The 20018-nt window shown below is 66.2% G+C and carries 22 protein-coding genes and 1 tRNA gene; 16 read left to right on the forward strand and 7 right to left on the reverse strand.

The window, feature by feature from the left end:
* Positions 1–3 precede the first annotated feature (3 nt).
* Together Q0949_RS01990 and Q0949_RS01995 are read right to left on the reverse strand one after the other, a co-directional pair.
* Positions 4–972, reverse strand: a complete 969-nt coding sequence (locus Q0949_RS01990) for a hypothetical protein (RefSeq protein WP_299367814.1) — start codon at positions 970–972, stop codon at positions 4–6.
* Positions 969–1820: a DUF6502 family protein gene (locus tag Q0949_RS01995; protein WP_299367818.1), complete on the reverse strand. Its 852-nt coding sequence runs from the start codon at positions 1818–1820 to the stop codon at positions 969–971. The genes Q0949_RS01990 and Q0949_RS01995 overlap by 4 nt, the downstream gene beginning before the upstream one ends.
* A gap of 147 nt (positions 1821–1967) precedes the next feature.
* Between Q0949_RS01995 and Q0949_RS02000 the strand changes: the two genes are divergently transcribed.
* Positions 1968–2432 (forward strand): fasciclin domain-containing protein, encoded by a 465-nt coding sequence (locus tag Q0949_RS02000; protein WP_299369471.1) that lies wholly within the window; start codon positions 1968–1970, stop codon positions 2430–2432.
* Positions 2433–2565: 133 nt separating this feature from the next.
* Positions 2566–4353, forward strand: coding sequence for a gamma-glutamyltransferase family protein (locus Q0949_RS02005; RefSeq protein WP_299367821.1), 1788 nt, complete (start codon positions 2566–2568; stop codon positions 4351–4353).
* Here Q0949_RS02005 and Q0949_RS02010 read toward each other — a convergent pair.
* Both Q0949_RS02010 and Q0949_RS02015 read right to left on the reverse strand, forming a co-directional pair.
* Complete coding sequence (locus Q0949_RS02010) at positions 4350–5708, reverse strand: sensor histidine kinase (RefSeq protein ID WP_299367824.1); 1359 nt, start codon at positions 5706–5708, stop codon at positions 4350–4352. The two genes, Q0949_RS02005 and Q0949_RS02010, sit on opposite strands and share 4 nt — an antisense overlap.
* Positions 5705–6370, reverse strand: a complete 666-nt coding sequence (locus Q0949_RS02015) for a response regulator transcription factor (protein ID WP_299367827.1) — start codon at positions 6368–6370, stop codon at positions 5705–5707. Before Q0949_RS02015 ends, Q0949_RS02010 begins: the two co-directional genes overlap by 4 nt.
* Positions 6371–6498: 128 nt before the next feature.
* Between Q0949_RS02015 and Q0949_RS02020 the strand changes: the two genes are divergently transcribed.
* The 4 genes from Q0949_RS02020 to Q0949_RS02035 all read left to right on the forward strand — a co-directional run bounded on the left by Q0949_RS02020 (position 6499) and on the right by Q0949_RS02035 (position 11571).
* Positions 6499–7614, forward strand: a complete 1116-nt coding sequence (locus Q0949_RS02020) for a tricarboxylate transporter (protein WP_299367830.1) — start codon at positions 6499–6501, stop codon at positions 7612–7614.
* A 92-nt stretch (positions 7615–7706) separates the two neighbouring features.
* The gene (locus Q0949_RS02025; protein WP_299367833.1) at positions 7707–9734 is read left to right on the forward strand and encodes a tripartite tricarboxylate transporter permease; all 2028 of its coding nucleotides are present in this window, start codon (positions 7707–7709) and stop codon (positions 9732–9734) included.
* The gene (locus Q0949_RS02030; RefSeq protein ID WP_299367836.1) at positions 9731–10819 is read left to right on the forward strand and encodes a 4-oxalomesaconate tautomerase; all 1089 of its coding nucleotides are present in this window, start codon (positions 9731–9733) and stop codon (positions 10817–10819) included. Before Q0949_RS02025 ends, Q0949_RS02030 begins: the two co-directional genes overlap by 4 nt.
* A gap of 71 nt (positions 10820–10890) precedes the next feature.
* Positions 10891–11571, forward strand: a complete 681-nt coding sequence (locus Q0949_RS02035) for a DUF1045 domain-containing protein (protein ID WP_299367839.1) — start codon at positions 10891–10893, stop codon at positions 11569–11571.
* A gap of 290 nt (positions 11572–11861) precedes the next feature.
* Here Q0949_RS02035 and Q0949_RS02040 read toward each other — a convergent pair.
* Positions 11862–11936: transfer RNA gene (locus Q0949_RS02040), tRNA-Thr, on the reverse strand.
* A gap of 83 nt (positions 11937–12019) precedes the next feature.
* Between Q0949_RS02040 and Q0949_RS02045 the strand changes: the two genes are divergently transcribed.
* The 9 genes from Q0949_RS02045 to Q0949_RS02085 all read left to right on the forward strand — a co-directional run bounded on the left by Q0949_RS02045 (position 12020) and on the right by Q0949_RS02085 (position 17836).
* Entirely contained in the window at positions 12020–12181 is a 162-nt protein-coding gene (locus tag Q0949_RS02045) for a hypothetical protein (RefSeq protein WP_299367842.1), read from the forward strand.
* Positions 12174–13445: a UDP-N-acetylglucosamine 1-carboxyvinyltransferase gene (gene murA / locus Q0949_RS02050; RefSeq protein ID WP_299367845.1), complete on the forward strand. Its 1272-nt coding sequence runs from the start codon at positions 12174–12176 to the stop codon at positions 13443–13445. Before Q0949_RS02045 ends, murA begins: the two co-directional genes overlap by 8 nt.
* Complete coding sequence (locus tag Q0949_RS02055) at positions 13442–13912, forward strand: DUF2948 family protein (RefSeq protein WP_299367848.1); 471 nt, start codon at positions 13442–13444, stop codon at positions 13910–13912. The genes murA and Q0949_RS02055 overlap by 4 nt, the downstream gene beginning before the upstream one ends.
* Positions 13905–14411: a GNAT family N-acetyltransferase gene (locus Q0949_RS02060; protein WP_299367851.1), complete on the forward strand. Its 507-nt coding sequence runs from the start codon at positions 13905–13907 to the stop codon at positions 14409–14411. The genes Q0949_RS02055 and Q0949_RS02060 overlap by 8 nt, the downstream gene beginning before the upstream one ends.
* 61 nt (positions 14412–14472) lie before the next feature.
* Positions 14473–15774 carry a histidinol dehydrogenase gene (hisD, locus tag Q0949_RS02065; RefSeq protein WP_299367854.1) on the forward strand — a complete coding sequence of 434 codons (1302 nt, stop codon included), beginning with the start codon at positions 14473–14475 and terminating at the stop codon, positions 15772–15774.
* Between the two features lie 150 nt (positions 15775–15924).
* Positions 15925–16404, forward strand: a complete 480-nt coding sequence (locus tag Q0949_RS02070) for a UPF0262 family protein (RefSeq protein ID WP_299293612.1) — start codon at positions 15925–15927, stop codon at positions 16402–16404.
* Positions 16405–16866, forward strand: coding sequence for a low molecular weight phosphatase family protein (locus Q0949_RS02075; RefSeq protein ID WP_299367856.1), 462 nt, complete (start codon positions 16405–16407; stop codon positions 16864–16866).
* Positions 16866–17258 (forward strand): ketosteroid isomerase-related protein, encoded by a 393-nt coding sequence (locus Q0949_RS02080; protein ID WP_299367859.1) that lies wholly within the window; start codon positions 16866–16868, stop codon positions 17256–17258. The genes Q0949_RS02075 and Q0949_RS02080 overlap by 1 nt, the downstream gene beginning before the upstream one ends.
* Entirely contained in the window at positions 17255–17836 is a 582-nt protein-coding gene (locus Q0949_RS02085) for a GNAT family N-acetyltransferase (protein ID WP_299367862.1), read from the forward strand. The genes Q0949_RS02080 and Q0949_RS02085 overlap by 4 nt, the downstream gene beginning before the upstream one ends.
* 4 nt (positions 17837–17840) lie before the next feature.
* On the opposite strand, the gene Q0949_RS02090 is transcribed toward Q0949_RS02085, so the two are convergent.
* Positions 17841–18203 carry a hypothetical protein gene (locus tag Q0949_RS02090; protein ID WP_299367866.1) on the reverse strand — a complete coding sequence of 121 codons (363 nt, stop codon included), beginning with the start codon at positions 18201–18203 and terminating at the stop codon, positions 17841–17843.
* Between the two features lie 168 nt (positions 18204–18371).
* On the opposite strand from Q0949_RS02090, the gene Q0949_RS02095 reads away from it, so the two are divergent.
* Positions 18372–18497: an entericidin, EcnA/B family gene (locus tag Q0949_RS02095; RefSeq protein WP_299367869.1), complete on the forward strand. Its 126-nt coding sequence runs from the start codon at positions 18372–18374 to the stop codon at positions 18495–18497.
* Between the two features lie 220 nt (positions 18498–18717).
* Here the strand turns inward: Q0949_RS02095 and Q0949_RS02100 are convergent, their stop codons facing one another.
* Positions 18718–20013 carry a hypothetical protein gene (locus tag Q0949_RS02100; RefSeq protein WP_299367872.1) on the reverse strand — a complete coding sequence of 432 codons (1296 nt, stop codon included), beginning with the start codon at positions 20011–20013 and terminating at the stop codon, positions 18718–18720.
* Positions 20014–20018 lie beyond the last annotated feature (5 nt).

Raw genomic sequence — 20018 nt, forward strand, 5'->3', positions numbered from 1 at the left:
CCCCTATTTGCGGATAACCGGCAGGGTATTTTCCGCCCCAATGCCACCCGAAATGCGCGCCCCGTCGTCAGGCCGCAATAGCGTTGCGCGCTGCGCCGCCGATTGCGGCAACACAACCGCCCGACGCGCGCGGAATAGGCCGTCATAGGGCCCGAAATACACCGCCCGCCGTGCCGCAAACGGGGCCAGGTCCAATCGTTGATCAAAGCTGTGCCCCAGACCCGCAATACGGAACCCCGGCGCGGTCTGCACCGGCTCAAGGAACCCTTCGACCGACAGTTGCCGCAGCGTGCCTCCGCCCTCGCGGAACCGTCCCATCTGCACGGTCTGCGCCGCCAGACGCCCGCCATGATAGGTTCCGACCGCCACCGCGAACTGACCGGCGGTCAGGCGGGCATCCGTCTCGACGCGGGTCTGGCCGATCTGCCAACCATCCGCGGCCGATCCGACAAGCACACCGGACAGCCGGTCCGGCCCTGCGGGGGCGGCGGTCACAAGGCTTGTCTGCACCGCGCCATCCGCGCGCCAGATCCCGTGTGCCGCCACACGGTGGCCCACATGCGACGCAAGCGACAGGCCCGGATCGGGCCGCAACGGCGTGCCGTTGATCGCAAAACCCGCGCCATGCCGCGCCAGCGTCCCGATCAGTGGCGTGTCGACGTCGATGCGCACCGCCTCGAACCGGTCCAGCCGCGTGCGCGCCACCATACTCAGCCCCATGCCAGGTTGCAGGGCGGCCGTGCCCACGCGCGCGCCGTCCATGAACACACGCACCGCACCGGGCAACTCCACCCGCATCCCGTTGACCAGCACGCTGCCGGTGCCGGTCATCAAACCAACGATGCCGGTGCCGCCGATGCCGCCCTCGAACGGGTCATCGCCCACCTGGCTGAGGGGGATGGCAGGGGCACAGGCGCTGAGTGCGCTGGCCCCGATCAGGCCGATGGCCTGGCGTCTTGTCACACGGGTCACGGCGTGTCCTGCCCTTCTTCTGGCGGCACAGGCGCCGCGTCTTCCTTGTAGAAATAGACGCCGACCCGGTATCTCTGGCGGGCGGCGTCGCTGTCCTTGTCGCGGCGGTGCAGCGCGCTGCTGCGCCGGTTCAGGTCCTCCAGCATGGCCTGCGCCTGCACACGCGCCGCCGCCTCGACCTCGTCCACCGCCTCGGGTGTCATCTGGTTGTAGAACACCGACCGTTCAAAGAACGGCGGCTGCGCGGCCAACAGGTTCTCGGTCGCTGCCGCCAGATGGTCGCCCACATTGGCGGCAAAGAACACCTCGCGGTCGCCCGTCGTGCTTGCCCCCACGACCGCGTCGGTCTGGAGGTGCAGCATGTCCTGCGCATCCTGCCGGACCAGACCCGCCCGCAAAAGCTCATCCAGAACCGTCCGGGGCCGCACATCCGTGTTCACCGACCGCACCAGCGCCTCGAAATCCACGTCTTCCGCGGCGGACCGGGGCAGGGCGCGCGGGCCACCCCCGTCCGAATACTCGGGCTGCGACATCCATTGGCCAACCACCGTGGCCAGCACCGCGCTCTTGCGCCGGGCCACGGGGCCGTCGCCTGCTCCCTCCGCGCGGATCATGCGGATGTCCTTGCGGTGCACCCCGGTCAGCAGGGCAATGCGGCTGTCGGTCAATGGCTTGTCATCCAGCCGGAACGACTCCTCCGCCACCTCCACAAACACCCGCTTGAGCAGGCTGTAGATCACCGGCGCGGTCAGACCGCGCGCAATCATCGTGCGCACCAACGGGCGCAACAGCCCGCGCAAAACGCGCAGGAACGCCTCCGATGGGCTGGTGTGGGGATCATCGCTCATATGGCACCGTAACTGGGCGTGGAAAAAAATTCCACGCCAATCCTTGATATTTCGCGGGGCTGCGTCATTTCGCCGTTTGTGGGAAATAATCCCACGGAAGATTTGCAACCAAGGGAGATCCCCATGAAACGCCGTTCCTTTATGAAAATGACAGTTGTTGGTGCCACATTCGCAGCCCTCGGCGCTTGTGCCGAAACAACCACGCAGCCTGATATCGTCGACACGGCCGTCGCGGCCGGGTCCTTCAACACGCTGGTCGCCGCCGTGCAGGCCGCAGGCCTTGTCGAGACGCTGAAATCGCCCGGCCCCTTCACCGTCTTCGCACCCACCGACGCGGCCTTTGCCAAACTGCCCGCAGGTACCGTCGAAAACCTGCTCAAGCCCGAGAACAAGGACCAGCTGACCGCGATTCTCACCTATCACGTGCTGCCCGGTCAGACGCTGGCCGCTGATCTCGCCGGCAAACGCCTGAGCGTGGCGACGGTGAACGGCGCGAACGTGCACATTGATGGCCGCAACGGCGTCAAGGTCGAGAAATCCAACGTCACACAGGCCGATATCCTGACCTCGAACGGCGTCATTCACGTGATCGACAGCGTGCTGCTGCCCTGATCAAGGCCCTGATCAAGGCCCTGATCAAGGCATGGGCGGCGCATCATCGCCGTCCATTTGCTTTGCATCCCGAGGCGGCACAGGCGACAGTTGGGCGGAAAACCCCCTTTGCGTCCAACTGTCCGAGCCGCCCATGACCTTTACTACCCGCCCCGAACTCTCCGGCACCTTTGGCATGGTGACCTCGACCCACTGGCTGGCCTCTGCCGTCGGCCTGAAACTGCTCGAGGCCGGTGGCACCGCCTTTGATGCCGCCGCCGGGATGGGCTTCATGCTCAACGTGGTCGAGCCCCACCTGAACGGCCCCTTGGGCGACATGCCCGCCCTGATCCGCGTGGCGGGCGAGGCCCCCGTGGCGGTCTGCGGACAGGGCGTGGCCCCCGCAGCGGCGACCATCGATCACTACCGCGACGAAGGACTGGACATGATCCCCGGCTCCGGGCTCTTGGCCACCGTGGTGCCGGGGGCCTTTGATGCGTGGATGCTGATGCTGCGCGACCACGGGCGTCTGCCATTGCGCGACATTCTCGCGCCCGCCATCCACTATGCCCGCGCCGGCCACCCCCTCTTGCCGCGCGTGGCCGATACGATTGCGGCACAGGCACAATTTTTTGCCGACGAATGGCCCACCGCGGCCGAGGTCTGGATGCCCGGTGGCACCGCCCCGGCGGCGGGTGCGCTCTTTGCCAACCCGCAACTGGCCGACATGTGGACCCGCCTCGTGCAAGAGGCCGACGCCGCCAAGGGCCGCGTTGCGGGCATCGAGGCCGCGCGCCGCGCCTTTTCCCAGGGCTTCGTGGCCGAGGCCATCGACAGCTATCTGGCCGAGGCCTGCGTCATGGACGGCACGGGCGCGCGCCGCGCGGGTGTGCTGACCGGCGAGGACATGGCCCGCTGGTCCGCCAGTTACGAGCCGACCGTGTCGACCCATCACCACGGCTGGGATGTGCACAAATGCGGGCCGTGGACCCAGGGGCCGGTGCTGCTGCAATGCCTGAACATGCTGCGCAATGATCCGCTGGGCGACATGGACCCGAACGGGCCCGACTTTGTCCATCTGGTGGCCGAGGCGCTCAAACGCGGCTTTGCCGACCGCGAGGTCTATTACGGCGACCCGGACCATGCCGACATCCCGCTCGATGTGCTGCTGTCCGAGGCCCACGCCGACGCCCACCGCGCGACCATCACCGACGACGCGACCCACGACCACCAACCGGGCCAGATCGCGGGCTTTGAAATCCCCGCCGCCGCCTATCAGGCCCGCGTGGGGCGCAGCGTATCCCTCGCGGCGGGTGTAGGCGGCGGAGAGCCGACCATGGCGCACCTCACCAACCGTAAAGGCGACACCGTGCATATCGACGTGGTCGACCAGTGGGGCAATATGGTGTCCGCCACGCCCTCGGGCGGCTGGCTGCAATCAAACCCGGTGGTGCCGGGGCTGGGCGCGCCGCTCAACACGCGGGCCCAGATGTTCTGGCTGACGCCGGGCCTGCCCACGTCGCTGGCACCGGGCCGCAGGCCGCGCACCACCCTGTCGCCGTCCATGGCGCTGCACGATGACGGGCAGGCGCTGGCCTTCGGCACCCCCGGCGGCGATCAGCAGGACCAATGGCAACTCGCGTTCTTCCTGCGCCACGTCCACCACGGCCTGAACCTGCAAGAGGCCATCGACGCGCCGCTCTTTCACACCGCCCACCTGCAAGCGAGCTTTTATCCCCGCGACATCCGCCCCGGCCACCTGATGGCCGAGCCGCATTTCGGCACCGACACGCTGGACGCACTGCGCGCCAAAGGCCACGCGCTCGAGGTTGCGGATCCATGGACGGTGGGCCGCCTGACGGCCGCGCTGCATACGCCGGATGGTCTGATCAAGGCCGCCGCGACCCCGCGCCTGATGCAGGCCTACGCGATGGGCCGCTAGGCCGCGCGGGGCAGGCGCAGCGATGCGCTGAACCCCTGTGGCACCGGATCGAGGGTCAGCGCGCCACCATGGCGCCGCGCCACGGCCTCGGCAATCGACAGGCCGAGACCGCTGCCATCGCTGGGATCGGCCTGGCCAAAGCGTGCGAGGATCTTGGGAAAGTCATCGCGCGGCACGCCGCGGCCATCATCGGCGACCGTCACCCGCAGCTCGTGCCCCGCATGCAGCGACACCGACACCGCGCCCAGATCCGCGCCCCCATGCAGCAGCGCGTTGTCTATCAGGTTCTTGACCGCCTCCTGCACCATGGTGCCATCCAGCTTGGCCATCATGCGGTCCTCGACCCCCGCCAGCACCAGACGTACGCCCATCCGTGCGGCCCGGCCCTCGAAATCCGCAACCGTGCTGCGCAGCAGCTGCGCCAGATCCACCGACCGTGTAGCACCCCCGACCGAGGCGCGCGCGCGTTCCAGCGTCATCAGGTTCTCGGCCAGATCACCCGCGCGTTCGGCGGCGGTGACCAGATCGCCCGCCCGCGCCTTGGCAACGTCCAGCGTCCGCGCGGTCAGGATCGCCTCGCCCAGCGCGCGCACCCCCGCCAGCGGGTTGCGTAACTGGTGCGAGGCATCCGAGATGAACGCCGCCTGCGCCTCCATCGACTGGCTGACCTGCCCCAGCAGGCGGTTCAACCGCTCCACGATGCCCCGCGTCTCGATCGGCACCCGGCGGCGGATCGGGCTGAGGTCTTCGGGATTGCGGCGCGAAATCGCGTCCTCCAGATCCAACAGAGGTTTCAGCCCGAGATTCACCCCGAACCACACGACAATGGCCGTGGTCAGGATCAGCACCGAAATCACCGCCAGCGCCCGGTACCCCAGCGTCTGCACAAAGGCCTGCCGCACCGCCTGATCCTGCCAGACGGTCACGGTGAACGGCCCCGAAAACCCGTCGATCTGCGTCACGTATTTCAGGCGCAGCACCCGCACCGCGCGCCCCTTGTAGGTGGCGTCGAAAAAAACATAGGGCTCCGCCTGGATGGTGCCCGCCGTGATCGGCACCGGCGGCACGGCAAAGCCCGTGACGAACACGCCGTCGGGCGCATAGACGTGATACCGCACCAATCCACCGGCGGTGTCGGCCAGCAACGCCTCGGTCTCGGACGAGATCAGGTCCCCATCCGCCAGCGCCACGTCCCGCGACACCGCCAGCGCGGTGATCAACAGCGCGTTGTCATAGAGATCCTGCGCCGTGCGCCGCGCCTCGGACAGACGCCATACACCCGCGATCAGCGAGATCACCAAGAGCGGTACGAGGATGATCACGAACAGGCGCTGGCGCAGCGAATGACCCATCATACCTCCTCCAGCCGGTAGCCAAGGCCCCGTTGCGCCCGGATGTCGACGCCGAAGGGACGCAGGCGCTTGCGCAGGCGGGACACATGCACCTCGATGGCGCTGTCCTCCACATCCGCGCCGGTGCCGTAAACCCGCTCGATCAGGGCGGCCTTGGCCACCACACGCCCCTGCGCGGCCATCAGCGCATCCGCCACCGCCAACTCGCGGCGCGGCACGTCCAGAACGGCGTCGCCCACAGTCAGGCTGCGGCTCTGGGTGTCAAAGGCCAGCGGCCCGAATTGGTGCCCGGTCTCGATGGGCTGCGCCCGCCGCCGTGACAACGCCCGCAGCCGCGCCTCCAGTTCGTCCATGTCAAAGGGCTTGGTCAGATAGTCGTCCGCACCCGCATCCAGCCCCGCCACCCGCGCCTCCACATCCGCCCGCGCGGTCAGCAACAGCACCGGGCGCACATCCCCGCGCGCCCGCAGGTTCCGCAACACGGACAACCCGTCCAGCCGCGGCAGGTTGACGTCAAGGATCACCAGATCATTGGAATCGCCTTGCAAAAACGCATCCGCATCCGCCCCGTCATGGATCAGATCGGTCGCGTGCCCCCGGTCCTCGAGGCGGTACGCGATCCCCTTGGCGACGCTCAGGTTGTCCTCGACAATCGCAATACGCACGCAAAAAACCCCCGTCTGTCAGCTTCACGCAAGTTTCGACAGTTAACCTGCGCACATCCGGCGGGGCAATCCCGTCGATTCGTGACAGCAGGCGGCTCAATACGCCTGCGCACACTGGGAGGAAGACTATGACACTGACGAAAACGGCCCACGGGGCCGCCTTTGGGGCTGCGGCGGTTGCCGCCAGCTTCGCATTCGCGACAGACGCGGTGGCCGGGGGCCACGGCATCGACCTGTCCGGCAAGACCGTGGAATGGGTGATCCCGTTCTCCGAGACCGGCGGCTCCGCCAAATGGGCCAACTTCTACGCCCCACTGCTGAGCGAGGCCCTGCCGGGCCAACCCACCGTGGTCGTGAAATTCATGCCCGGTGCGGGATCAACCAAAGGGGCGAACTGGTTCCAGGAACAGTCCTATGACGACAGCGAAGGCACGCTGATCTTCGGCTCGTCCGGCTCCACACAGTTCCCCTACCTGCTGGGCGATCCGCGCGTGCGCTATGAATACAAGGACTGGAACGTGGTCCTCGCCTCCGGCACGGGCGGCGTCGCCTACCTGCCGCCGGATCTGGCCGCCAAGATGGACGGCATGGACGCCTCCGGCCTCAAGGAAGAAGACTTCATCTACGGCAGCCAGGGCGCCACGCGCCTCGACCTCGTGCCGCTGCTGGCATGGGAAATGCTGGGCCTGAACGTCGAGCCGGTGTTCGGCATCAAGGGCCGTGGCGATGGCCGACTGATGTTCGAACGCGGCGAAGCCAACATCGACTACCAGACGTCCTCGTCCTACCTCAAGGGCGTGACACCGCTGGTCGAGGCAGGCACCGCCGTACCGATGATGTCCTGGGGTGCGCTGGACGCGGATGGCAACATCGTGCGCGATCCCACATTCCCCGACATGCCGACCTTCAAAGAGGTGTGCGAGGCGACAGACGGCTGTGAAACCAGCGGCGAACAATGGGATGCCTGGAAGGCGTTCTTCATCGCGGGCTTCCCTGCGCAGAAAATGGTGTTCCTGCCCGCAGGCGCGTCCAACGATGCCATCGTGACCTACACCAAGGCCTTCGAAGACGTCAAAGCACGGGCGGACTTCGCCGAGATCTCGGGCGCCCGTCTGGGCAAGTACCCGCAGATGACGGGCGAGGCGGCCACAGGCGCGCTGAACAGCGCGACCGAGGTGCCCGAGGCGGCCAAGACCTTTGTCACCACATGGCTGCAGGACCGCTATGGCGTGTCGCTGAAGTGATTGGACCAGGGGTGGGCAGCATTGCCCACCCTACTCTTCCCGCCGGTAGGGTGGGCAATACTGCCCACCATGGCTGACCGAAAGACACACCCATGGATTTCCTGACGCTCGCTTTGCCGGCTCTCGGCGACGCCGCAAGCCTGATCTTTCAACCCGTCGTTCTCGGCTACCTCGTCCTTGGCGTGGTCATGGGCCTCTGTATCGGGGTCTTTCCCGGCCTGGGCGGGATTGCGGGCCTGTCGCTGCTCTTGCCCTTCATGTTCGGGATGGATCCGGTGCTGGGCCTTGCCCTGATGATCGGCATGGTCGCGGTCGTGCCCACCTCCGACACCTTTGCCTCCGTCCTCATGGGGATCCCCGGGTCATCGGCAAGCCAGGCCACGGTGCTGGATGGCTTTCCCATGGCCAAAAAGGGCGAGGCCGCGCGTGCCTTGTCCGCGGCCTTTGCCTCATCCCTCTTTGGCGGCCTCGTCGGCGCCGCCTTCCTGACCGTGTTCATCCTCGTGGCACGCCCCATCGTGCTGGAATTCCGCACGCCCGAATTGCTGATGATCACCATCTTTGGCCTGTCCATGGTCGGCATCCTCGCGGGCCGTGTCGCAATCAAGGGCATCGCGGCCGCAGGTCTCGGCATGATGATCGGCACCATCGGCGAGGGCGACAGCTCCGGCGCGCTGCGCATGGCGACCTACGACATGCCCTACCTCGTGGACGGGTTCAAACTGGTGATCGTGGGCCTTGGCATCTTTGCCATCCCCGAAATCGTCGCACTCCTCCGGCAGGACCGCGCCATCTCCGACCGCTCTGCGTTGGGCGGTGGCTGGCTTCTGGGCGTGCGCGACTGGTTCGCCAATATCTGGCTGTCCGTGCGCTGTTCCATCATCGGCGTCATCGTCGGCGTGATCCCCGGCCTCGGCGGCTCCGTCGTCGACTGGATCGCCTATGGCCACGCCGTCCAGACGACCAAGGACAAGTCCAAGTTCGGACAGGGCGAGGTCCGCGGCGTGATCGGCCCCGAAAGTTCGAACAACGCCAAGGAAGGCGGCGGGCTGGTGCCCACGCTGCTCTTTGGCATCCCCGGCTCGGGGTCCATGGCGATCTTCATCGGGGCCATCGCCCTGCTGGGCTCCGGCAATATCGAGGTCGGCCCCTCGATGCTGAAAAACAACCTCGACATCACCTATGCCATCGTCTGGCTGCTGGCCATGGCGAACGTGGTGGGCACGCTGATCTGTATCGCCGCCTCGGGCGGGATTGCGCGCCTGACCACCGTGCCCTTCGGCCTGCTGGCACCGTTCCTCTTCATGATCATCAGCTTTGCCGCCTTCCAGTCGGGCCAGAACCTGATGGACCTCGTGGCGCTCTTTGGTATCGGCCTTCTGGGCATCATGATGCGCCGCTTTGACTGGTCACGCCCGGCCTTCCTGATCGGGTTCGTACTGTCGAACCCCGCCGAAACCTACGCCAACCAGGCGGTGCAGATCGCCCGTTCCCGGTTTCGCAAAGGGTTCGAGGAGGGCATCGACTATATCTTCTCCCCCATTGTCATCGTGCTGATCATCATCACCGTGATCTCCGTGGTGCTGGGCCTGCGGCAGGCCAAAACGATCATGGCCGAGGGCGAGGTGCAGGCGGGCACCAAACGCGCGCCGATGATCTTCCTGCTGGTGATCCTGGGCTATCTGCTGGTGGCCTTCACCAATGCCGCGATGATCCCCGACTATGCCTCCGCCGACCGCGTGTTCCCGACCTTTGTGGCCGGGGTGGCGATCGTGGGCTGTGTGGTCCTGCTGGTGCAAATGATGCTGCGCCCCGAAACGCACCCGCTCTTTGCCGACCGCGAGGTCACGGATGCCGAGGCAAACGCCCATGGCCTTTGGCCCACACTGGCGTGGTTCGCGGCCCTCCTGGCACTGACTGCGCTGTTGGGCTTCATCCTCGCGCTTGCGATCTTCCTCTTTTCTTTCATCCGGTTCCGCGCCGGGCGCAGCTGGGGCTTTGCCGCCGGATACACCGCACTGGGCATCGCCTTCATGTGCGGCATGGCGGGCCTCCTGAACCGCGACTTCCCGCCGGGGCTGTTGCAGGAATACGTCGATCTGCCGTGGCCGCTGACATGACCCAGACGGCGATCCCCTTCCTGTTCATGCGGGGCGGCACGTCGCGCGGGCCCTATTTCAACCGCGCCGACCTGCCCGAAGACCGCGAGACGCTGGCAGAGGTCCTGAGCAGCGCCGTGGGCGCAGGCAACCCGCGCAACATCGACGGGCTCGGCGGTGGCAATGCGGTGACCACCAAGGTCGCGATGCTGTCCGTTTCCGAGGACCCGGACGCGGATATCGACTATTTCTTTGCCCAGGTCGCCGTCGAGGACCGCCTCGTCGACTTTGCCCCCACCTGCGGCAACATCCTCGTGGGCGTCGGGCCGGCGGCCATCGAAATGGGGCTGGTCCCCGCCACCGGCGACGTCACCCGCATCCGCATCCGCGCCGTCAACACCGGCGCGCTGGTCGAGGCCGAGGTGCAGACCCCCGGCGGCCACGTGGCCTATGACGGCGACACCGCGATTGACGGCGTGCCGGGCACCGCCGCCCCGGTGCCGCTGAACTTCATGGAGGTGGTCGGATCCCGCACGGGCAAGCTCTTTCCCACCGGCCAGCCCACCGACGTCATTGACGGGATCGAGGTCAGCTGCGTGGACGTGGCCATGCCGATGATGATGGCCCGCGCGTCCGATCTGGGCATCACCGGCTACGAAAGCCAGACCGAACTGGACGAGAACACCGCGCTGTTTGCGCGAATCGAGGCCCTGCGCCTTGAGGCGGGCAAGCGCATGGGCTTTGGCGACGTGACCAAATCCGTGGTGCCCAAGGTCGGGCTGATCGCCCCGCCCGCGCAGGGTGGTAACATGGCGGCGCGCTATTTCATGCCGTGGACGGCGCACCCGACCCTCGCGGTTACGGGGTCGCAATGCCTCGCTGCGTGCGCGCTGGCCCCCGGCACCGTCGCAAAAGGCGTGGCAGAGGTGCCCGAAACCTCGCCTGCGGTGTTCCGCATCGAACATCCCATGGGGCTGATGGACGTGCGGGTGCAGTTCCAGAACGGCGACAATGGCTTTGCCTTCGTGTCGGCGGGCGTGACCCGCACCGCCCGCCTGCTCGCGCGCGGTGAAGTCATGGTGCCGCGCCACATCTGGGCGGGCTGATCTGCCGGTTGGCGCGCGCGGCACTTTGTGCCATGTCCCGCGCATCCCGTTTGCGCAAAAGGACACGCCCCATGTTCACCCGTTACGCCGTCTACTACACGCCCGCGCCCGACACGGCGATGGCCCGGTTCGGGGCGCACTGGCTGGGCTGGGACAGCGCGGCGGGCACGGCGGTGGCCCACCCCGACATCCCCGATATCGACATGGCCCGGATCACCGACACGCCACGCAAATATGGCTTTCACGGCACGATCAAACCGCCTTTCCGTCTGGCCGAGGGCCGGACAGAGGCACAGCTGCACAGCGCCCTCGCGGATCTCTGTGCCCAGAGTGCGGCGGTGACGCTGAACGCGCTGGTCCTGCGCCGTCTGGGCCGGTTCCTGGCGCTGGTCCCGGATGACGATGCGACGGCCCTCGGGGCCGTGGCGGCGCGCATGGTGCAGGATCTCGACGCCTTCCGCGCCCCGCCCACGGCGACCGAGCTGGAAAAACGCCGCGCTGCACGGCTCAGCCCCGCACAAGACGCCCACCTTGTGCGCTGGGGATATCCCTATGTGCTGGACCAATTCCGCTTTCACCTGACGCTTACCGGCAAACTCGACAAACCGACACTTGCGCGCACCGAATCCGTCCTGTCCCAATATCTCGCGCCAGTGCCCCTTGCCCCCCATGTCATCAACGCCCTGACCCTCTGCGGCGAAGACCCCACGGGCCGCTTCCACCAGATCGAACGGTTCGCCTTGGCGGGGTAGGCCAGCGCATCGCAGCGCGATGCGCGTCGCCCCGGCAGGGTATCCGCGCAGCGGATGCACGAGAGGGGCCGCCCATCGCCTGTACACGACCCCAGTTCGAAGGGTGCGCGTACGTCGAGACCGGACCGACCGAATGATCGGCCGGGCGCAACATTTCTGCGGGAATCGAAAAGTCTGGTGCTGTGAGAGAGGATTGAACTCTCGCACTCAGGGTAACCCGAAGGGTTGCCCGTAAGTCGAGACCCACCGCTTCAGCCAAAGCTGCGCGCTGTTCGGGAATTGGAAAGGTCTGGTGCTGTGAGAGAGGATTGAACTCTCGACCTCACCCTTACCAAGGGTGTGCTCTACCACTGAGCTACCACAGCGCCGTGGCGGGTGATTAGACGTAATCGCCCCCCCACGCAACCCCATTCTGGACGCCCCATCGCCCCTGCGATAGAGAAGGCCCATGGCAGATAAATCCGCACCCAAACCCAAGGCCAATTCCGACCGCGACGCACGCCTCAAGGCGGCGCTCAAGGCGAATATGGCCAAACGCAAGGCACAGGCGCGTGCGCGTGCGCAGGCGGGCACGACAAGCGGGACACCCAAGGAGCAGAACGATGGATAGTATTTTGGTGCGTGGCGGCAACGCTCTGAACGGGCAGATCCCGATTGCGGGGGCCAAGAACGCGTGCCTGACGCTGATGCCCGCGACCCTGCTCAGCGACGAGCCGCTGACGCTGACCAACGCACCGCGCCTTTCCGACATCCGCACCATGACGCAACTGCTGCAATCGCTGGGTGCCGAGGTCACGTCGATGCAGGACGGACAGGTGCTGGCCATGTCCTGCCACGGCGACATCAACACCCGCGCCGAATATGACATCGTGCGCAAGATGCGCGCCTCCAACCTCGTGCTGGGGCCCTTGCTGGCGCGCGAAGGCCGGGCCGAGGTGTCGCTGCCCGGTGGTTGCGCCATCGGCGCGCGGCCCATGGACATCCACACCGACGGCCTCGCCAAAATGGGCGCCGAGATTGACCTGCGCGACGGCTACCTGCACGCCAAGGCGGACGGCGGCAAACTCAAGGGCGCGGTGATCGACTTTCCCTTTGCCTCCGTAGGCGCCACCGAAAACATCCTGATGGCGGCGACGCTTGCCAAGGGCACCACCGTCATCAACAACGCCGCCCGCGAGCCTGAGATCGTTGACCTCGCCAACTGCCTGCGCGCCATGGGTGCACAGATCGACGGCGATGGCACATCGTCTATCACCATCCAGGGCGTCGACCGCCTGCACGGGGCCACACACCGCGTCGTCACCGACCGGATCGAACTGGGCACCTACATGCTGGCCCCCGCCATCTGCGGCGGCGAGGTCGAGCTCTTGGGGGGGCGCATCGACCTTGTCGGCGCGTTCTGCGAGAAACTGGACGCCGCCGGCATCTCGGTCGAGGAAACGGACAAGGGCCTCAAGGTCGCGCGCAAGAACGGGCGTATCCGGGCCGTGGACGTGACCACCGAACCCTTCCCCGGCTTTCCCACGGACCTGCAGGCGCAGATGATGGCGCTCCTGTGCACCGCCGAAGGCACCTCCGTGCTCGAAGAGAAAATCTTTGAAAACCGCTTCATGCACGCGCCCGAACTGGTGCGCATGGGCGCGGATATCGACGTGCATGGCGGCACCGCCACGGTCAAGGGCGTCGAGCGGCTCAAGGGCGCGCCGGTCATGGCGACCGACCTGCGCGCCAGCGTCAGCCTCATCCTCGCCGGTCTCGCGGCGGAGGGCGAAACGCGGGTCGCGCGCGTCTACCACCTCGACCGCGGCTATGAACATGTGGTGCGCAAATTCTCCGGCGTGGGCGCACAGATCGAACGGGTGGCAGGCGAATGACAGACGACGCACGGTTCGAAGACGGGCGCGAATCCCCCCTTAACCTCGGCGCGCTGGACGTCGAGGACCTCAAGGTCCTGTCGTCGCTGGCACAGGACGCGGTGTTTCCGATCACCGAAATGCAATGGGACAGCAAGGCCCGCCGCTTTGGCCTGCTGCTCAACCGCTTCCGCTGGGAGGACGCAGGAGCTGCGCGCCACGCGCCCGAGCGGGTGCAATCCGTGCTGGCCTTTGACCACGTGTTGCGCGTGGCGAGCCAAGGTATCGACCGCAGCGACACCGACATGATCCTGTCGCTCTTGACCGTCGAATTCGAACCGGGCGCGGACGGCGCGGGCGACATCCTGCTGACACTGGCAGGCGACGGGGCCATCCGCCTGTCCGTCGAGACAATCGAAGCCACGCTCAAGGACGTCACACGCCCCTATATCGCGCCGTCGAAATCCGTCCCCCAACACGATGACTGACACCACCATCCGCGCCGCCACCGACCGCGATGTCGACTCATGGCGCGCCCTGCGCATGGATGGGATCCTCCGCCACCCCCAGGCCTTCATCGTCTCCGCCAAAGAGGCGGCGGCCGTGCCGGTTGAGGAAGACGCCGCACGGCTCCGCTCTGGCGGGCGCTTCATGGCGTTCATGGGTGATGCCGCCGTGGGCCTCATCGGCCTCAACCGCAACACCATGCCGCGCAGCCGCCACCGCGGTGAAATCGGCCCGCTCTATGTGGCCCCACAGGCGCGGGGGCAGGGGGTGGCCGATGCATTGCTGACCGCGGCGATGGAGGCTGGCCGCGCCATGGGCGTCTGGCAGATTGAACTGTCGGTCTATGTCGAAAACCACCGCGCCATCGCGCTCTACGAACGCCACGGCTTTGCCCTGACCGGCAAAATCCCCAATGCCCTGCTGGGCGCAGAGGGTTACGAGGACGATCTGCTGATGATCCGCATCTTTGATCGCACCTGAACCCGCGCCTTGAGACTGCCCCACCGGCCCGCTATGTCCCGCCGGGAACGGAGAAATGCCCATGCCCCAGTTTCTTGACCACAGCGACCCGGATTTCGAGACGCAGTTCACCACCCTGCTGAACGCCAAGCGCGAGGACAGCCCGGACGTGGACGCCATCGTGGCCGAGATCATCGCCGATGTGCGCGCACGCGGCGACGCTGCCGTGATCGCCCTGACCGAACGGTTCGACCGCATCGCGCTGACACCCGACACCCTGCGCGTCAGCGCGGACGAGGTGGCGCAGGCCGTGGCACAGGTGGACGCCGCCGACCGCGCCGCGCTGGAACTGGCCGCAGAGCGCATCCGCGCCTACCACGCCCGCCAGATGCCACAAGACGCGCAATGGACGGACGACGCGGGTGCCACGCTGGGCTGGCGCTGGACGCCGGTGTCGGCGGCGGGGCTTTATGTGCCGGGGGGGCTGGCGAGCTATCCGTCCTCGGTGCTGATGAACGCGATCCCGGCCAAGGTCGCGGGGGTGGGGCGGCTGGCCATCACCGTGCCCACGCCCGACGGGGTGATAAACCCGCTGGTCCTGCTGGCCGCGCAGATCGCGGGCGTGGACGAAATCTACCGCATCGGCGGGGCGCAGGCGATTGCGGCCCTGGCCTACGGCACCGACACGATTGCGCCGGTGGACAAGATCACCGGCCCCGGCAACGCCTTTGTCGCCGCCGCCAAGCGGCGCGTGTTCGGCAAGGTCGGCATCGACATGATCGCAGGTCCTTCGGAAATCCTCGTGATCGCGGATGGCGACAACGACCCCGACTGGATCGCCCTCGACCTGCTCAGCCAGGCAGAACATGACGAAAGCGCGCAATCGCTGCTGATCACCACGGATGCAGGCTTTGGCCGCGCGGTGGCGGATGCGGTGAACGCCCGTCTCGAAACGCTGGAACGGCGCGCGATTGCGGGGGCCAGCTGGCGCGACTACGGCGCGATCATCACCGTGCCGGACCTTGCCACCGCCGCCACGCTGTCCGACCGCATCGCACCCGAACACCTTGAGCTCTGCGTGGCCGACCCCGTGGCCCTGTCCGACCAGATCACCCACGCGGGCGCGATTTTCCTGGGCCAATGGACGCCCGAGGCCATCGGCGACTATATCGGCGGGCCGAACCACGTGCTGCCCACGGCGCGGTCGGCGCGGTTCTCTTCGGGCCTGTCGGTGATGGATTTTGTCAAGCGCACGACGCTGGCGCAGATGACGCCTGACGCCCTGCGCGCCATCGGGCCGGGGGCCGAACGGCTTGCCGCGTCCGAGAGCCTCGAGGCGCATGGGTTGTCGGTGACCGCCCGTCTGCGCAAGCTGAACGGATAGGACCGGGGGCCAGCCCCCGGACCCCCGGGATATTTCCGGCCGAAAGAAATGGGTGGGCCTGTGCCTCGAAAACAGGTGCGCGGCATTGTGTTGCCTGCGCCCAGACCCTAAGCATTGAGCGAAACACCTTTCTGCCGAAGGCCCCGCGCCATGACCCGAATTGCCCGCATCACGCTGGATGATGCCAACCTGCCCCCGCCCACGCCCGAGATCGAGCAGGAGCGCAAAGTCGCCATGTTCGACCTGCTGGAAGACAACACATTCGTGCTGCCCACCCGCGACGCGCGCCCCGTGCCCGCGGGCCCCTATCACGTGGGCCTGTCGATCCGCGACAAGCGGCTTGTGTTCGACGTGCAGACCGAGGCCGAGGAAAAGGCCGCCGAATTCCATCTGTCGCTTGGCCCTTTCCGGCAGGTGGTCAAGGATTACTTCCAGATCTGCGAAAGCTATTTCGAGGCGGTCAAGAAACTGCCCCCCAGCCAGATCGAAACGATCGACATGGCCCGCCGCGGCATCCACAACGAAGGCAGCCGCGTGCTGCAAGAGCGTCTCGAAGGCAAGGCCGAGGTCGACACCGACACCGCCCGGCGGCTCTTTACCCTGATCTGTGTTCTGCATTTCGGCGGATAAATGACGCACCCCCTGCCGCAATCCGTCCTGTTCTGTTGTGACCACAACGCGGTCCGGTCGCCCATGGCCGAAGGGATCATGAAGAAATTCTACGGCACCGGCACCTATGTCCAATCGGTGGGCGTCAAGAACGACATGGAAATCGACGGCTTTTCCATCGCGGTGTGCCAGGAAATGGATGTGGAACTGTCGCGCCACCGCTCGCGCAGCTTTGACGAGATGGAGGACTGGGGCGACGACCTCAGCTCCTTTGACCTCGTGGTGGCCCTCAGCCCGGCCAGCCAGCGCCGCGCGCTGGAACTGACGCGGTTTTATCACCTCGAGGTGGAGTACTGGCCGATCCTCGACCCCACCGGCCTCGGTGAAACCCGCGAGGCCAAGCTGGAAAGCTACCGCGCCGCCCGCGACCAGATCATCACCCGCCTCACCGACCGCTGGGGCCCATCTCAGGGAGGCGCCTGATGCAGGTGATCGCAACCTATTTCGACGCGTTCAACGCAGGCGACATCGACGGCATGCTTGCCTGTCTCAGCGACGACGTGGCCCACCACGTGAACGAGGGGCAGGTGCGGCAGGGCAAAGCGGCCTTTGCCGCGTTTTGCGCCCACATGTCCGCATGCTACGCCGAAACCCTGACCGACATGGTGATCCTGACCCACCCGGACGGCACACGGGCGGCGGCGGAATACATCGTCAACGGCACGTATCTCGCCACCGATGACGGCCTGCCCGCGGCGCGTGGCCAGACCTACCGTCTGCCCGCGGGGTCGTTCTTTGACGTGGCACAGGGCCAGATCACCCGCGTTACCACCTACTACAACCTGGCCGACTGGATGCGGCAAGTCTCTGCATGAAGATCGTGCCGCTGACCGGCCCTGACCTGGGCGAGGCGCTGGACGACATCGCCCGCCTGCGCATGACCGTGTTCCGCGACTGGCCCTACCTCTATGACGGGGACGTGGCCTATGAACGCCAATACCTCGAGGTCTACGAGAACAGCGCCCAAGCCATCGTGCTGGGCGCGTTTGACGGCGACTGGCTGGTGGGGGCGGCCACGGGCACACCGCTGGCCGATCACGCCGATGACTTTGCGGATGCCTTCACGCACGCCCGGATCGACATCGCCCAAACGTTCTACTGCGCCGAAAGCGTCCTGCTGCCGCGCTACCGCGGGCGCGGCATCGGCCACCGCTTCTTTGATGGCCGCGAGGCCTTTGCCCGCATGCAGGGGTTCGCGCATATCTGCTTTGCCGCCGTGACGCGGCCCGCCGACCACCCGCTCCGGCCCGAGGGCTACCGCCCGCTCGACGGGTTCTGGGAACGGCGCGGCTATGCCCGCCTGCCCGGCGTGGTCGCGCAGTTCGCATGGAAGGACATCGACCAGCCGGGCGAAACCGACAAGGCGCTGCAATTCTGGTTCCGCGACCTCTGACGCGTCAGGTGCACAGCTTTGCGGCCCGGTCCCCATAGGCGCGCCACTTGCGCCAGAACCGCTCATCGCTGCTGTTGTCGGACTGGCGCACGACCTGTGCCTGGTGCGGGTTGCTGAAAAACCCGGCCCCGCGCCGCTGCTCGCCCGCCGACAGCGACTGATCCGCCACCGCCTGCACACAGCCACAGCGCGCCCGGCTGGCCTGCTTGCGGTCCGACGCCCGGCACGCGGAATAGATGGGCCCGGTGGCAAACAGCACCGCAGGGCTGCGCGCGGCATTGGCACTGGAATACCGGCTGCCGCCACTCGAACATGCCGCCAGCGACAGGGCTGCAATGCCCGCTATCAAGAGGGTGGTAGGGTTCATGACCTGATCAACGCCTGTATCTGCTCCGGCGGGTTGTCCCGCTCTCGGGCCGAGTATGACGGATTTGAGGGCCAAGGGCAATTCACGTCTGCGCCACCGCGCGGCTGCGCGATTTGACCGGCTCCGACCCAGCGGCTATGGATTTCGCAAACAACACCCCGAGGTCCCATGCCCCGCACTGTCCTGATCCTGCTCGCCCTTGGCGCCACCGTGACCCTCACCGCCTGCGAAACCGCCAAAGGCGTCGGGCGCGACATCACAAGGGCCGCAGAGGCGGTCGACCGCGCGATCTAAGCGTACCGCCAAAGGCGGTGCGCGTAACCCCGGCAGCACATCGCAAAGCGATGTGTGAGAGGGGTGCGGTCCAATCGTATCCAACCTCCGTAGGGAGCGCATTCACCCCGCCACCAACACACCCCAAGCAAAAGCAAAGCTTTTGCCGCGCCCGACCCTCCCCCCGGGAGGGCGCAAGACGCCCACCCAGGGTCGGGCGCTTGTCAAAACCAGGGCGCCGTCAAACATCCTCTACGTCAGGCAGTTCAAACCGAAATTCGTCGAGAATCCTGTCATCCGGTGCAGGCCAGATTTTCGAGCGCAAAAACTCCAGATCCACCGCCAGCTTGTTCCATCGGTCTTCAAGCAACTTATCTTCACCTGACAATAATACAGCTGCGCTGATGATGGTGGAAATCGTGCCACCTACAAAAAGCACTGAACTCTTCTTGTACCAAGGTTTCGCGCGCAATTCGGCTAATTCGGCATGGGCCGCGCGCAAGTCGGCTGCCAACTGCGCAACCTGCGCCCGCAACCGGCCGATCTCTTCGGCCAGCACCACGTCCCTACCAACCGTTTCCGGCCCAAGCGCAACGGCCTTTGCGACCCGTTCCGCCGTAACCGGCAAGCCTTTCAAAGTTTCGTAAAAGGCGATTGGCTCATTCTGCCGCGACAGCCGAGAAAACGCGTCAAGCCGCAGATTTATCGTTTCCGACAGCGTCGCCATACTCGCCTGAACAATCGGCGCACGTTGAAACAAGGGGGTGACGTTGCTGGTCTGTACATCCTCTGGAATGAGGTCGTCACTGCCGCGCGCACCAAGCCGCGCCTCAATCTCCCGGATCGCTTGGGCCACCTTCGCCAACGCGTCGTCACCGTTCCACAAATCCGGATCCAGCAAGGCGACTTCAACGGCCAGATCCCAATCACGGAAGGTGCCGGCCCACATCTCGCTATACCAGCGTTTAAAAAATGCCCAATCCGCATGACTGTCCAGATAGCGCAGGAAATCGACATGAGCGGCGGCGATACCCTCTGGCACCTCTGTGTCGCCCCATAAGGGCAGATGGAGTAGGTTTGCGCGCGGGACTTGGCTGTCTTTAAAGACAGTTGAGTAGGCGGCGGAGACGGCAACGGAGCGGGCGACATAGTAGTTGGCAGCGGAACGGTCGGCAGAGTCGGCGGCGGAGCGGGCGGCTGCGTCGGCGATGCCGGAGGCGGAGCGCGATGCGGAGCGGGCTGCCCAGTCGGCGGCGGAGTTGCGGATGCGGGCTGCGGAGCGGGCTGAGATGGCGGCGGAGTGGGTAGCGCCTTCTAATCCTACATCTGCGGGTCGACCAAGGCCACGACTCGCAGATGTGAGGATCGCCCAAAAGCAACTCAAGACAAGCCTTTCTTTCACGTCCTCCTTTTCTAGGCCAACATTCGCAAGCACCCGCAATGCCGCGCGGCTGCTCATAACGCTTCGCATCTCCACACTCTGCGTCTCAAACCACGCAGCAGCGCTGTTCAAATCCGAAAAATCAACCTCAGCCACACCAG

This window comes from uncultured Tateyamaria sp. (assembly GCF_947487805.1).
Taxonomy (GTDB): domain Bacteria; phylum Pseudomonadota; class Alphaproteobacteria; order Rhodobacterales; family Rhodobacteraceae; genus Tateyamaria.

What these genes read in the sequence shown, in the direction of transcription:
- Q0949_RS02035 (WP_299367839.1), top strand. Translation starts at nt 10,891, where the DNA reads ATGTTCACCCGTTACGCCGTCTACTACACGCCCGCGCCCGACACGGCG.
- Q0949_RS02090 (WP_299367866.1), bottom strand. Translation starts at nt 18,203, where the DNA reads ATGAACCCTACCACCCTCTTGATAGCGGGCATTGCAGCCCTGTCGCTG.
- Q0949_RS01995 (WP_299367818.1), bottom strand. Translation starts at nt 1,820, where the DNA reads ATGAGCGATGATCCCCACACCAGCCCATCGGAGGCGTTCCTGCGCGTT.
- Q0949_RS02045 (WP_299367842.1), top strand. Translation starts at nt 12,020, where the DNA reads ATGGCAGATAAATCCGCACCCAAACCCAAGGCCAATTCCGACCGCGAC.
- hisD (WP_299367854.1), top strand. Translation starts at nt 14,473, where the DNA reads ATGCCCCAGTTTCTTGACCACAGCGACCCGGATTTCGAGACGCAGTTC.
- Q0949_RS02080 (WP_299367859.1), top strand. Translation starts at nt 16,866, where the DNA reads ATGCAGGTGATCGCAACCTATTTCGACGCGTTCAACGCAGGCGACATC.
- Q0949_RS02005 (WP_299367821.1), top strand. Translation starts at nt 2,566, where the DNA reads ATGACCTTTACTACCCGCCCCGAACTCTCCGGCACCTTTGGCATGGTG.
- Q0949_RS02055 (WP_299367848.1), top strand. Translation starts at nt 13,442, where the DNA reads ATGACAGACGACGCACGGTTCGAAGACGGGCGCGAATCCCCCCTTAAC.
- Q0949_RS02030 (WP_299367836.1), top strand. Translation starts at nt 9,731, where the DNA reads ATGACCCAGACGGCGATCCCCTTCCTGTTCATGCGGGGCGGCACGTCG.
- Q0949_RS02060 (WP_299367851.1), top strand. Translation starts at nt 13,905, where the DNA reads ATGACTGACACCACCATCCGCGCCGCCACCGACCGCGATGTCGACTCA.
- Q0949_RS02025 (WP_299367833.1), top strand. Translation starts at nt 7,707, where the DNA reads ATGGATTTCCTGACGCTCGCTTTGCCGGCTCTCGGCGACGCCGCAAGC.
- Q0949_RS02070 (WP_299293612.1), top strand. Translation starts at nt 15,925, where the DNA reads ATGACCCGAATTGCCCGCATCACGCTGGATGATGCCAACCTGCCCCCG.
- Q0949_RS02095 (WP_299367869.1), top strand. Translation starts at nt 18,372, where the DNA reads ATGCCCCGCACTGTCCTGATCCTGCTCGCCCTTGGCGCCACCGTGACC.
- Q0949_RS02000 (WP_299369471.1), top strand. Translation starts at nt 1,968, where the DNA reads ATGACAGTTGTTGGTGCCACATTCGCAGCCCTCGGCGCTTGTGCCGAA.
- Q0949_RS02085 (WP_299367862.1), top strand. Translation starts at nt 17,255, where the DNA reads ATGAAGATCGTGCCGCTGACCGGCCCTGACCTGGGCGAGGCGCTGGAC.
- Q0949_RS02075 (WP_299367856.1), top strand. Translation starts at nt 16,405, where the DNA reads ATGACGCACCCCCTGCCGCAATCCGTCCTGTTCTGTTGTGACCACAAC.
- Q0949_RS02010 (WP_299367824.1), bottom strand. Translation starts at nt 5,708, where the DNA reads ATGATGGGTCATTCGCTGCGCCAGCGCCTGTTCGTGATCATCCTCGTA.
- murA (WP_299367845.1), top strand. Translation starts at nt 12,174, where the DNA reads ATGGATAGTATTTTGGTGCGTGGCGGCAACGCTCTGAACGGGCAGATC.
- Q0949_RS02020 (WP_299367830.1), top strand. Translation starts at nt 6,499, where the DNA reads ATGACACTGACGAAAACGGCCCACGGGGCCGCCTTTGGGGCTGCGGCG.